15 protein-coding genes are annotated in these 12377 nt (G+C 61.8%); 12 read left to right on the plus strand and 3 right to left on the minus strand.

Annotated features, from left to right (window positions below):
- Positions 1-103: 103 nt before the first annotated feature.
- Complete coding sequence (locus B9A15_RS10325; RefSeq protein ID WP_170923245.1) at positions 104-274, plus strand: SpoIIAA family protein; 171 nt, start codon at positions 104-106, stop codon at positions 272-274.
- A 561-nt stretch (positions 275-835) separates the two neighbouring features.
- A complete protein-coding gene (locus B9A15_RS10335) occupies positions 836-1417 on the plus strand; it encodes a transglutaminase-like cysteine peptidase (RefSeq protein ID WP_420537454.1) in 582 nt (193 codons plus the stop codon).
- A gap of 213 nt (positions 1418-1630) precedes the next feature.
- Here B9A15_RS10335 and B9A15_RS10340 read toward each other — a convergent pair whose 3' ends face one another.
- Positions 1631-2461: an EipB family protein gene (locus B9A15_RS10340; RefSeq protein WP_170923246.1), complete on the minus strand. Its 831-nt coding sequence runs from the start codon at positions 2459-2461 to the stop codon at positions 1631-1633.
- A gap of 202 nt (positions 2462-2663) precedes the next feature.
- On the opposite strand from B9A15_RS10340, the gene B9A15_RS10345 reads away from it, so the two are divergent.
- From B9A15_RS10345 to B9A15_RS10380, 9 genes are all read left to right on the plus strand, one after another.
- Positions 2664-4898, plus strand: coding sequence for a heavy metal translocating P-type ATPase (locus B9A15_RS10345; RefSeq protein WP_084409993.1), 2235 nt, complete (start codon positions 2664-2666; stop codon positions 4896-4898).
- Positions 4898-5488, plus strand: coding sequence for a methyltransferase family protein (locus B9A15_RS10350; RefSeq protein WP_084409994.1), 591 nt, complete (start codon positions 4898-4900; stop codon positions 5486-5488). The genes B9A15_RS10345 and B9A15_RS10350 overlap by 1 nt, the downstream gene beginning before the upstream one ends.
- A 37-nt stretch (positions 5489-5525) precedes the next feature.
- Positions 5526-5996, plus strand: a complete 471-nt coding sequence (locus B9A15_RS10355) for a DUF411 domain-containing protein (RefSeq protein WP_084409995.1) — start codon at positions 5526-5528, stop codon at positions 5994-5996.
- The gene (locus B9A15_RS10360; RefSeq protein WP_084409996.1) at positions 5993-6478 is read left to right on the plus strand and encodes a copper chaperone PCu(A)C; all 486 of its coding nucleotides are present in this window, start codon (positions 5993-5995) and stop codon (positions 6476-6478) included. The genes B9A15_RS10355 and B9A15_RS10360 overlap by 4 nt, the downstream gene beginning before the upstream one ends.
- A complete protein-coding gene (locus tag B9A15_RS10365) occupies positions 6475-7095 on the plus strand; it encodes an SCO family protein (protein ID WP_084409997.1) in 621 nt (206 codons plus the stop codon). The genes B9A15_RS10360 and B9A15_RS10365 overlap by 4 nt, the downstream gene beginning before the upstream one ends.
- 153 nt (positions 7096-7248) lie before the next feature.
- Positions 7249-7866, plus strand: coding sequence for a hypothetical protein (locus B9A15_RS10370; RefSeq protein WP_139798322.1), 618 nt, complete (start codon positions 7249-7251; stop codon positions 7864-7866).
- A gap of 74 nt (positions 7867-7940) precedes the next feature.
- Complete coding sequence (locus B9A15_RS10375) at positions 7941-8459, plus strand: copper chaperone PCu(A)C (protein WP_170923247.1); 519 nt, start codon at positions 7941-7943, stop codon at positions 8457-8459.
- 130 nt (positions 8460-8589) lie between these two features.
- Entirely contained in the window at positions 8590-8937 is a 348-nt protein-coding gene (locus B9A15_RS22515; protein WP_139798323.1) for a hypothetical protein, read from the plus strand.
- 183 nt (positions 8938-9120) lie between these two features.
- Positions 9121-9897 carry a L,D-transpeptidase gene (locus B9A15_RS10380; protein WP_084410000.1) on the plus strand — a complete coding sequence of 259 codons (777 nt, stop codon included), beginning with the start codon at positions 9121-9123 and terminating at the stop codon, positions 9895-9897.
- A 54-nt stretch (positions 9898-9951) separates the two neighbouring features.
- Here B9A15_RS10380 and B9A15_RS23370 read toward each other — a convergent pair whose 3' ends face one another.
- Positions 9952-10710: a cell wall hydrolase gene (locus B9A15_RS23370; RefSeq protein WP_420537452.1), complete on the minus strand. Its 759-nt coding sequence runs from the start codon at positions 10708-10710 to the stop codon at positions 9952-9954.
- Positions 10711-10834: 124 nt separating this feature from the next.
- On the opposite strand from B9A15_RS23370, the gene B9A15_RS22945 reads away from it, so the two are divergent.
- On the plus strand, positions 10835-11002 hold the full coding sequence (locus tag B9A15_RS22945) for a hypothetical protein (RefSeq protein WP_170923244.1): 168 nt from the start codon (positions 10835-10837) through the stop codon (positions 11000-11002).
- A 719-nt stretch (positions 11003-11721) separates the two neighbouring features.
- Here B9A15_RS22945 and B9A15_RS10390 read toward each other — a convergent pair.
- Positions 11722-12246: a hypothetical protein gene (locus B9A15_RS10390; protein WP_084410001.1), complete on the minus strand. Its 525-nt coding sequence runs from the start codon at positions 12244-12246 to the stop codon at positions 11722-11724.
- Positions 12247-12377: the final 131 nt, after the last annotated feature.

Raw genomic sequence — 12377 nt, forward strand, 5'->3', positions numbered from 1 at the left:
ACAGACCGCCGGCGGCGATCAGACAAGAGCAAAGCATGAACATCAGGCAAGCCGCTTAAGCCCAGAATCCTGTCTCAAATCCTTGCCCCGGTACAGGCAGGACATGAAGATCGACGCGAAGCGCAGCGACGATCTCTCACGCGTCGCGATGGTCGCCGATCAAGCCTGGATCAAATGGGGCGCATCGGCTGCCGATCTCGCGACGGGCGCCAAGCTGAAATGGTTCGATACAAGCGAACGCGACGCCGCCATCGCCTGGGCACGCGACGGGTAGAAACGGGCATCCAAGAGATAAGAGGCATATCGGAATTGGCCGCTACTGCCGTTTGCCTGTGACGCGCCGCTGCATCCGAGACGCCCTCTTCCAGCGAAGGTTCGGCGGCAATCTCGCTTCCTCCACCACTTGCCTTGTTTCTCGAATATTTTTTATCTGCCTCGGCCTGTCGCGGGTCCACTCGGTTCGCGCGTTAACCCGAAAATCGGCTGGCGTTAACCTTTGCTTAATCCCGCACAACCTCGCGGGATCCGAGCGTCAGGGGCATGGTTAATGGCGAGGGGGTCACATCGGCCTGGCGCGTTAACCTTCCTGCCTTAAGGACAACAAGGCGGGGCTTCGGCTCGTCAATCACCGTAAAGCCGGGCATCGTTAGGGTTGCCGGACCCTTGCCGTCCGAGGCGAAATTCGCCGTATTCCATTCAATCGTTTGCAAGTATAAGTCCTGAATTCCTCGGTGCATATTTGGAACAAATTGTCGGATCTAAATTGGATTGGAAGTAAATCTAGGATGTCAATCTCCCCTTGCATCGACAGGGAGACACGACAGTGCATAACATCATTCGCAATACCGCATTGACCATCGCACTGGGTGTTTTGCTTCTTTCAGGTCACGAGGCCAACGCCGAGATGGCCGTCACCGGGCCGACCTCCCAGCCGGTGGGGCACTACGAATTCTGCAAGATTTATCCGCAGGACTGCACGCAGAACGACATCGTCGCCAAAGCGCGGCTCGACGATCGCACCTGGCAGACGATGCTCGAAATCAACGATGCGGTGAATGTCGCAATCGCACCGCGGACCGACGAGGAGATGCACGGCGTTCCCGAGCTCTGGTCCTATCCGACCACCGAAGGCGATTGCGAGGATTACGCTCTTCTGAAGCGCTACATGCTGGAGCGCGAAGGCTTTCCTCGCTCCGCGCTTCTGATCACCGTCCTGCGCCAGCCGAGCGGCGCCGGCCACGCGGTTCTGACCGTGCGCACCGACCGCGGCGACTTCATCCTCGACAATCTCGATCAGCGCGTCCTCGACTGGGAGGATACGGTCTATCTCTACCTGAAGCGCCAGTCCGAGAAGCACGCCGGCAAATGGGTCGGGATCGCCGACGATCGCGGGATACTGGTCGGAAGCGTGCGTTGATTAGGACATGGCCGGCTGAAGAGAAGGCCCGCCCCGCAGGATGGACCCTACTGCTTTACAATGCGAGATCCTCCAATCTAACCGACCTTCCTATTGCAGCGGACGTGGCGGTGCCTTGAGCATCCCTCTCGAGGAGCTGTTCGCCAACGCACGGAGAATGGGAAGAGCGGATTCCGGTGAACTCTTTTTGTTTTCGCTGTGATCCATTCACGATCATTGCGGCCGGCAGTCCGGTACTTCGAAGAGCTCGAGTTGGGTCAACGTCCCCGCGAACCCGTAGTCTCCCGTCTCGAAAGCGATCTCTCCGGAAATGCCGTTCTCGTAGAGGGTGTAAGTGGTTTCGAAGAGCGGCAGCCCGTCGGGATCGCTGTCGCTGTTGTAGTAGACTTCCTTCACTTCCCAGGCCCGCAATCCGTCGAGTTTTTCGGGCACCTCGCGAGCGTCGTCGGTCACCCGCCCCACACCTTCGTCGGAAGACGTCTCCTCTCCGACCGCAGTGATGATGGCCGTCGTGGAAAGGAGCTTATCGGCCTCATTGTCGCCGTCGAAGAGCTTGGTCTCCACGATCCTCTCGCCGGCCTTCGCCTTCTCGATCAGCTCCATGGTGTGGGCAGACGGAAAGACGGATAGCGGAAGGTCGAAGCTTCTCGCTTCAGGCTCTTCCAGCTCGACCCTTGTCGACGAGTCCGAATTGGTCGCTTTCCCCCGGATCACCCAAGCCGCAGCGCCATCAACGAACGTTCTCGTGGTGAAGGTGAACGTGTTGGCGGCGGCATCCTCGGCGGAAACCGTCTGCTGGTCGGTCACCACGGTGGCATCCTCGCGCTCGAAACGGGCGACAAAGCGGTAGTCGAGATCGAAGGTCCCGCACGTTTCCTGTCGAAATTCCATCGCGATCCGGCCCGAACCGTCGATTAGATCCATGGATCTCGAGGTCAGAGCGAGATCATAAACGGCTCGATGCGGGGCGAGCGTCGCGGCGAGCGATCCACTCGCCATTAAGGCGATTGGAACCACCGGTAGAAGGCCGATGAACCTTGCCATCGATACTGCCTTCCTTCTGCAAATCCCGAGATTGGCTTGCCCGCCGGCTCTCGCCATGGGCCACCACGGACGGCCGATTTCCCGCAATAGCAGATCGTGCCACCTTGATCTCTTCCTCGCCTTTGACGCCGCAACGATCAGGGCAACTCTTTGCATTTTCTCCCTTGCTCCTCCAGTCGCTGGAGGAAATAGCTTGCCTCTCATGAATTTCGAGGGTCTTGCGGTGGCAACGGTGCTTCATCAGACACGTTTTCGCGTCAGCGGCATGGATTGCGCCTCCTGCGCCGCCAAAATCGACACTGCCGTCCGGCGCTTGCCGGGCGTGGAAGACGTGGGGGTCTCGGTCGCGGCTGGTACGATGACGGTGACCCATGGCGAGGATCTGACGGGCGAAGCGATCGCACGGCAGGTAAGAAATCTCGGTTACGGCGCGGCCGCGGCAGATAGCGACTCAGGGAAAAGATCCGAAGGAACAACCTGTGCGCATTCTCATGCACATGAGCATTCAGAACACAACCACGAGCATCATCATGGAGACGAGCTTCACTCGCATGCTCATGAGTCTGCCGGCGACCAACCCTGGTGGCGTACCCAGAAGGCGCTGCTGTCATTTGCCTGTGGGACGGCTCTGGCCGTTGCCTATCTCGCCGGTCTGGCTTTCCCCGCCATCGAGCGCTGGGCCTTTCTCCTCGCGCTCGCCGTCGGCCTGATCCCGATCGCCCGGCGCGCAGTGGTGGCGGCTCGGTTCGGAACGCCGTTCTCGATCGAAATGCTGATGACGATCGCCGCCGTTGGCGCTGTCATCATCGATGCCACGGAGGAGGCGGCCGCCGTCGTGCTCCTCTTCCTTATCGGCGAGATGCTGGAAGGTGTTGCCGCCGGGCGGGCGCGCCAAAGCATTCAGGGCCTTACAAATCTCGTTCCCAGGACGGCGCTACTGGAGCAGGACGGTGAGACGATGGCAGTTCCTGCCGAAGGCCTCACAGTCGGCTCGATCATCATGGTTCGTCCCGGCGATCGCATCGCGGCGGACGGGGTGATCGTCGAGGGATTGAGCGAAATCGACGAGGCGCCGGTCACCGGCGAGAGCGTTCCGAAACGCAAGGGTGGGGGAGACATTGTCTTCGCCGGCACGATCAACACGGACGGCGTGCTCCGCATCAAGGTGACGGCCGCGGCGGCCGACAACACCATCGCGCGCGTGGTGCGGCTGGTCGAGGAGGCACAGGAGAGCAAGGCTCCGACGGAACGCTTCATTGACCGCTTCTCACGCTTCTATACCCCTGGCGTGCTGGTCGTCGCGGCGATAACCGCAATCCTGCCGCCGCTCCTGTTCGGCGCCGTGTGGGAGGAGTGGATTTACAAGGGTCTCGCCATTCTTCTGATCGGCTGCCCCTGCGCCCTCGTCATCTCGACGCCGGCGGCGATCGCGGCAGGTCTCTCCGCAGGCGCCCGGCGGGGTCTCCTGATGAAGGGCGGCGCCGCTCTTGAGGGGCTTGGCAAAATTACCGTCGTCGCGCTCGACAAAACGGGAACGCTTACTGAGGGGCGTCCGTCCGTCACGGCCGTTATACCGGGGAAGCGATCTCATCAGGATGTTCTGTCGCTTGCTGCGGCGCTGGAACAGGGTTCCAGTCATCCCCTCGCTATCGCCATTCTGCAGAAAGCGAAGGCTGAAGGCGTGCCGATCCCCCCAGCCTCTGATTCAGAGGCGATTGCCGGAGAAGGGGTTCTTGGTAGCGTCGGCGGTGAACGGGTCTTCCTTGGATCTCCTCAGGCCGCCTCCAAGCGCGCAGCAATCTCGCAGGAACAGCAAGAGACGATCTCCGAGTTCAACAGGCAGGGCAAGACAGTTTCTGTGGCGCTTGTGGATGACACGATTGCAGGCTTCATCGCCATCCGCGATGAGCCCCGCCCGGATGCCAAAGATGGCTTGGCGGTTCTGAAGAGGGCGGGCATCCGGACGATCATGCTGACCGGCGACAACCATCGGACCGCGGATGCTGTAGCGACAGGACTTGGCATCGAAGCCCGAGCGGAGCTCCTGCCCGAGGACAAGCAACAGGTTGTCCGCGAGCTTCAGAACAGCGGCTATTTCGTCGCTAAGGTGGGTGACGGCATCAACGACGCACCGGCGCTTGCCGCTGCCGATATCGGCATCGCCATGGGCGGGGGAACGGACGTGGCGCTGGAGACGGCAGATGCCGCCATCCTGCACGCCCGGGTCCGCGACATCCCGGACATGATCTCCCTTTCCCGCAAGACGATGGGCAACATCCGTCAGAATATCACGATCGCGCTAGGGCTGAAGGCGGTGTTCCTGGTTACGACGCTCCTTGGCATCACCGGGCTTTGGCCCGCTATCCTCGCCGACACGGGCGCGACGGTGCTGGTCACGGCCAACGCCATGCGGCTGCTCGGTTGGAAGGCAGGTTGATGGAGGATCTCCTTCGCTTCGGTCCCCTTGTCTTCCTGGCGGCGACCTGCCTGTGGCTGATGGTCGCCACGCGGCGAACCTCGTCCGAGATTGGGCGTAAGGCCTACGGCTTCGGCGGATCAACCCGGCAGCAGGTCGCGCAGGGCCTGTTCCGCGTGAGCGTCGTCGCGGCCTTGCTCAGCACGGCCGGGCATGCGGCGGGCCTGGACTGGGCCGTCCTGGTGCCGCTTTTCGCCGATCCGGCCTGGATGCGGTATGCCGGGCTGGCGCTGGCGCTGGGTGGCTCGCTTCTGACGATGTTCGCGCAGTCGAACATGGGACGGCGCTGGCGGGTTGGCGTTCCGGACGCCGCCCCGGACGCGCTGGTCACGGCGGGTTTATTTGGCTTCTCGCGCAACCCGGTGTTCCTCGCAATGCTGACGCTGGCGGTCGGGCTCGCCGCAGCGTTGTCGTCCCCGGTCATGATCGCGTGCGCGGCAGTGTTCTGGCTCGCCTGCCAGATCCAGGTGCGGGACGAAGAGCGATACCTCGGGGACGCCTTCGGAGCGCAATACGCCGCATATCGGACACAGGTTCGTCGGTGGGTTTGAAGCGGCCTTCCGGCACGGAACAGACAAGGAGAACAAAATGCACGGATATGGGAAATCGGGATTGGCGGCGATCGCGGGACTGCTCATGACCTCCTCGCTCGCCTCGGCCGCAGCCGAGAGTGTCGAGGTCTTCTCGACGTCAGGCTGCGGCTGCTGCATCGGCTGGATCAAGCATCTGGAGGGCGCCGGCTTCGAGGTTACGAACGAAAACCTTCCCATGGCGGACCTCTACGCCAAGAAAATGAACGCCGGCCTGAAGCAGGGCCAGACCTCCTGCCACACGGGCTTCGTCGACGGCTACATCATTGAAGGCCATGTACCGGCGAAGGAAGTTCGCCGCCTCCTCGCGGAGCGGCCCGACGCAATCGGCCTGACGGTCCCCGATATGCCGGCGGGATCACCCGGCATGGGCGAGAGCGACGAACCCTACGACGTTTTAATCGTCCGGGAGGACGGGACGGCCGATATCTACGCGACCTATCCGAAGAAGGAGACTTCCGCGCAATGAGACTGCCGATCACGATTGCCATGGCTGTCGCTCTGAGTGGGGCGGCCGCCGCACATGAGTTTAACGCCGGAGACCTCGTCATCGGTCATCCCTGGTCGCGGACAACGCCGCCGGGCGCGCCGACCGGCGCAGGCTACGTGGCGATCACCAACAACGGGTCCGAGCTGGAACGGCTGGTCGGCGGCTCGGCCGAAGTATCGGAAGGGTTCGAGCTTCACACGTCCGAAACGGTCGATGGCGTGGCTCGGATGCGCCCGGTCGAGGGCGGCCTTGCCATCCCTCCAGGGGCAACGGTCGCGCTGGAGCCCGGCGGCACGCACGCGATGCTGACCGGCCTGAAGGAACCTATCAAGGAAGGTGAGGCCTTCTTCGGCACCCTTCTCTTCGAGCGGGCAGGCGAAGTCCCGATCGAGTTCGCGGTCGAGGGCTTTGGTGGCAGTGCGAAAACGGCTGCAGACCAGCACGAAGGGCATGGCCGATGACTCTGCGCGCGTTCCGCTGGACGCTCTGGGCCGCGGTCGGCGCGCTTTTCCTGATGCTCGGCTCCGCAGCAGGACTGATGGTTCTGCAAAGCGCAAGCCAACCGCCGTCCGGATCCGCGGCGTCGACCAGTGTCGCCGACATCGGCGGGGAGTTCTCGCTGATCGACCACGAGGGACAACGGCGGACTTGGTCCGATTTCCGAGGCAAGCCCGTGGCGCTGTTCTTCGGCTTCACCAATTGCCCCGATATCTGTCCGACCACCCTCGGCGAACTCTCCGTGCTGCTCGATGAGCTGGGGCCGCAAGGCGACGATCTGCAGGTTCTGCTGATCTCAGGCGACCCGGAGCGCGACACGCCGGAGCGGCTGAAGGAATATTTGCAGTCCTTTGATCCAAGGATCGTCGCATTGACCGGAACGGGGGAGGAGGTCGACGCTGCGTTCTCCGCCTTTAAGGCCTATCGCGAGGTCGTCCCACTCGAGGACGGGAACTACACCGTGGACCACTCGGCGGGAGTCTACCTGTTCGACCGGGAGGGCAGTTTCTTCGGAACTCTGGACATTCATGAATCGACCGAGGTGCAGAGGCAAAAAATCGAACGCCTGCTCGCAATCTAAGCTGCGCCAAGTGCCAGCTTAAACACGGATATACAGCTAGGTTCTCAGTGGGCCTGTTATGCTTGCCGATTGATCGGCCCCACGCAACAAATACAACCGGTCATGCCGGACGAGGGATCGACGCGGACACAACAAAGTGAGGCAGAACCAAGGATGACGAAGCCGTTCAGGAATGCGGTGCTGGGCGTCATGTGCGCTCTTTCGGCGGGTTGTACGTCCACCGGAAGCTCGACCGATATGTCGTCCCTGCCAGCGCCGTCGAATGCGGCGCTGGCAATCGATGCGGCGGTCGGCGCGGCCCCGTCGACGGCGGGCACTTCGACGGAGGCAACTCAGGACCTTTACTATCTGGAGTTCCGAGCGCGCACGGCAGAGAGCTACGGCCACACCTTCGCGATGTTCGGCAAGCGCAACGCTCAGGGGCAGATCCTCACCCGTGAAGTTGCAGGCCTCCACCCTGCCTCGACCAGCGACATTCCCTACGTGCTTGGGCACATCATCCCCGTTCCCTCGGAAACCGGACCCAGTGACGGCGATCTTGAGGACCAGTACATGACCGCGAACTATCGTATCGATCTGACCAAGGCCGAGTATGACGACGTTGTCGGCTACATTCGAGAGTTGCAGGCCAGCTCGCCGGTCTGGCATGCCGTTCTCTACAATTGCAGCGCCTTCGTCGGGGACATTGCTCAATATATGGGCCTGCGGACACCACCGTCGCTTCTGTTCCCGGAGACGTACATCAACACCTTGCGTGAAATGAACACGTGAGGGCCCGAATGACGTGCTCCCATCGATCGGTAGATGCCCCAGCGCCGCCGGATGCCCTTCCAAGGTTCCACACGATGTCCCTTCGTCCTCTGCCGCTGCTCGCGACCGCTGCCGTCCTCATCGTTCAAAGCAGTATCGGTTTGGCCGCCGACGGCGACCTAGAGCCAAGTTCCTTATCCGCAATTGTCGTCGAGCATTCGGACATCCTGATCTCATCCAAATCCAGCAAGCCTCGGCTGGAGGGCTATCTAATTATCTGGAACGGGACCGGTCAAAGCGCGATAATCACGGACGTCCGCAGCCAAGTTTTCGAGGAGATCAAGTTCGTGCAGACGATGAAAACCGGAGCCGAAACAGAGGCAGTCATGCGCGAAAAACTTTCCATTCCTGCACATTCCGAGCTGCTGATGCGCCCTGGAGGAGTTTATCTGTCGATCGATCCCGGTGAAAGGATGCCTCGCGCGGGCGAACAAATCGATCTGGAGGTCTTCTATGCGGATGGAGCCTCGGAAGTGGTCGTGGCGCAGGTCAGGGCCGAGAGGGCCGAGATCGAGGACCACCATCACGGCATGCCGCTGATCGAGCACATGTAGGGGAACGTGAATAGCGAGTTCCATGGGCTGGGCATGCCTCGATGACGTCCAGCTTCGTTTGGCGAGCGAAATCCCAAACCCTGCTCGCAGCTTAAGTCGAAGGCAACGATACCCCTTGTATAAGCGCTAAATGACCACCTTCATCCGACATGCGTTGCTGGTTTGTTTCCTGCTTGGGGCGGTAGGTCATGCGAAGGCCGTATCCGACCTTTGCAGCGATCCACTCGCGTTGGATAGGGATGCATTGGTGTTTGTCGTGACGGCAGCGGATTTCACCAGCAGCCGGACACCGGCACCGGCGGAGTCGAGCGAGACCGGTCAGCCCCACAACCAGCACTGCAAGGCGGCGGCCGTACAGGCTTGCCCGCCCGCCCTCGTCACCCTCAAGGCTTTTTCAACATCTTATTCGGACACAACGATCCTCGGATCAGGCTGCACGCCAGGCCTTATTGATCGGCCGCCAATTCCTTCGCTCTGAGAAGAATCATCTGTCGCGAACGCTTTCGTCGCGTTTCATTTCGGGGCCGGTGCTGCCCGCAGAGCGAGCACTCTTAAAGCTCCTGTCGCAGGGGCGCGTTCATCCATGAACCAGCGAACGCGAGTTCCAGGATCCGATTAGGATTTTGTGCCGCGTGGTCCGATCCAATTCCGAGGAAAAGGCATGTCCGATCTCAAGAAGCGGCAGAGCACGTCCGACGGTCAATCTCTGCCCACCTGTTCATCTCACCACCGTCCTGGCACCGTCGTCGGCAATGTCCATCGCCGCGTCTTCCTGGTCGGGCTGGCCGCCGTCGCCCTGTCAGGTTGCGTGGCCACGCAGGAGCGCGCGCGCTTGGTTGTCGCCGATGTTCCCGAACCGGAACCCGTCGTCCCCGCAATGTACCAGGCGATGCCGAACGAACGGTTCCCGATTCCCGCCGTCAACGTCAAGAGACTTGAGCCGCGGCTTTGGCGGCAGGTCGTCGATTATCCAACGGACGAACGCGTCGGAACCCTCGTCGTCGACACGCCAGCCAAGTATCTCTACCTCGTGAGGGAAGGCGGAGAAGCCATGCGATATGGCATCGGGGTCGGCCGCGATGGCTTCTCCTGGTCGGGACGTGCGGTCATTTCCTACAAGCGCAAATGGCCGACTTGGACCCCGCCCGCTGAAATGATCGAGCGGCAGCCCGAGCTGGCGCCGTACAGCGCCGCCAATGGCGGCATGCCGCCCGGTCTGGATAATCCCCTCGGAGCGCGGGCGCTGTATATCTTCCAGAACGGGCGAGACACGCTTTACCGCGTGCATGGCACCAACCAGGCCTGGTCGATCGGACGGGCGGTCTCCTCCGGCTGCATCAGGCTCCTGAACCAGGACGTCATCGATATCTATAGCCGCGTTCCGGATGGCGCCCCGATCGTGGTCATCCCGGATCCCGCAACTGCGGTGTCAGCCTAAGCATCCACGGGAGACCCTTGATCCAGCAGGCATGTGTGCGCCAGCCACACCGCCTTAATCCCACCCGCCCGCGAACGTGCGGTAGAAGATATGACGGCCGATCTTGTCGACCCGTTCCATTGCCTTCGCCCATCGCGGCTTGACATAGGTGGCATGATAATTGGTCGCGGACCCCACCGCCTGGATCCAGGTCTCTCCGGCCGTCACCTTGTGCGCGATGCGCTCGGCGACCGCATAGGCGCGCCGTTCGATGACGCGATCCTCGATGCCGTCGCAGGCGAACGAAAATTGACACCGATTTTTCCAGCTTTGGTTCTGGTACACCACGCCGCAGATGGTGTTCGGATAGGCCGGGTTGCGGACGCGGTTCAGGATCACTTGCGCAACGGCGGCCTGGCCCTTTTCGTCCTCGCCACGAGCCTCGAAGTAGATGGCGGTGGCAAGACAGCTTTGCTCCTTTTTTGAATAGGCGGCGACCGGCAGGGGCGTTGCCGCCCAGGAGTGATCTTTGGGCCCGAGCGGTGGAATGAAACCTTGCTCGCGCTTCAGAACGTGATCGAACACAGCCGATTTCGATCGCGGTCCGGGTGCCGGAGCATAGGCGAGGGTCAGGAGTTCGTCTTCCTTCTCCCCAGCTGCGCCGGCAACCGGAGGAGCGTTCGGCGCGAGCGCGGCGAAGCGGGAACTGACCGGCCTGTCAGATTTGCCCTCTTCAGCCTGAGCCGGTTGAAAATCCGGCTTCCTGGAGCGGAAGCTCATCGCCCTCAGGACACGACTTTCCGCCGATTGCGGTCCGGCGAGCGCCGTGCGCATCTCAGCATCACCGACCGCGAGACCTGCTCGAAGGATGCTCTGCGGCGCTCCGATAGGCCTGCGGCGGGTTTCCCCAGATGCGGCGATGACACGCCCGCCCTTTTCAGCAAGAGTGGAGGACGCCATGGACCGCGGGACCGGGACGGTGCTCAAGGTCTTTGCCGATGAAGCGGGGAAGGCTGGGGCTGGAAGCGCAGCCTCTTTGAGCTCCGTGGCTTCGAACGTCGCGGCGACGCTTGCCAACTGTTCGGCCAAGCCGGTCGCGTCAGTCGAAGCCGCCGATCTTTCCTGAAACGCTGCTTCTTCGGTCAAAGCCGGGACCAGAAGGATCGAAATTGCGGTGACCAGGCCGGCACGCACCGCGGCCGAGTGAATGAGAGCTCTCACGCGGCAGTCAATCTCTTTTTCGAAGTCGTAAACGGCATGCCCGGCTTCTGCCCCCCATTCAGGATTGAGCCGAGAATCAGATATTAACCTTAGCGAGGGGTTAACGGGGCCTGGGAGGCAACAATATGGCGAGCGGCCAAACGCGCTGAACGTCGACGCATAGGCGCCGCGGAGGTGCCGGTCCCTTGAGCCTGTGCCCGCGAGCCGTCCCTATTCCGCTCTCTGATGCAGTTTGTTCGGGCTTCTCGTGGGAGATGGTCGAGAACTTGGATCCGCTGTCCCGTGATGAATGCATCAAGCAACAGGCCTTGGTCAGTATCCCCGGCCCGTCCGCCGACGCGCGGGCGGTCGTGCAGTCGGCATAGGAGCGCCTGCATGAGGATTTCGGGATCGATCACGCCACGACTCAGATCGATTTCGAACCTGGAGATCGGGATAGTGAAGGCGTCGAAGGCCCGACACGCGCTCGTGAGGCCCACGTCTCTGGCGCACGTTACAAGAGCGGACCGGGAATACCGGAAACACGTACCAGCAGGGTGGAGAGTTCGAGCGCCTCGCAGGCCTGAGTGGAACAGAACGAAGGGGCCAGTTGCGAGCGCATCTCCTGCCAGTTGAGGAAAATTCTCACGGAGCTGTTGCGGCGATGAACATGACCCAGCACTCTCGAACGCGGCGTTGCTGGACGCTCGTTCCGACCCAGCCGGAACCGATCAAGGTCAGCCGAATGTCTTCGCCGACGGCAAAGGCATCCTGCCATGACGACTGGCACTCCGTCACGACGGCGATGGCTCCCCCAGCCCGCGTCTTGCCTCGAAGATTACGAGAGAAGTGCCTGAGTTCGGCTGCCAACGAGCCTGGGGGCGCTTTCACCAGCACCCGGTCGAAAGGCGTCCCCAGGTCGCTCGCCGTTTGCAGATCGCCCCAACGCAAACCGAGAGTTCCCATTAGCCTCGGCACGCGATGGAAGCGGCAGGCCAGCACGAGCTTGAACAGGCACCGCTCGATGCCGACCACCTTTAAGACACCCCGAGCCAGACATCCGGCGACATCGTCGCCGGTTCCGCAGCCGAGCAACAAGACGCGCTGATCCGGCCGAAGATCAAGCTGGTCCAGAACCCATCGGTTGCGCTGCATTCGGATCCAAGTCATGGCGCGTCGCATCGCATGCAATCATAAGCTTGCCGAACATAACACTGGATTCCGGATATTGTGCGCATATGCCCCGGCAGGCGAGCAAAGCGCCTCTCCTTTGAAGCAGGAGATCTCGAGGGGGCGCAAAC

This window comes from Fulvimarina manganoxydans (assembly GCF_900176465.1).
Classification (GTDB): Bacteria; Pseudomonadota; Alphaproteobacteria; order Rhizobiales; family Rhizobiaceae; genus Fulvimarina; species Fulvimarina manganoxydans.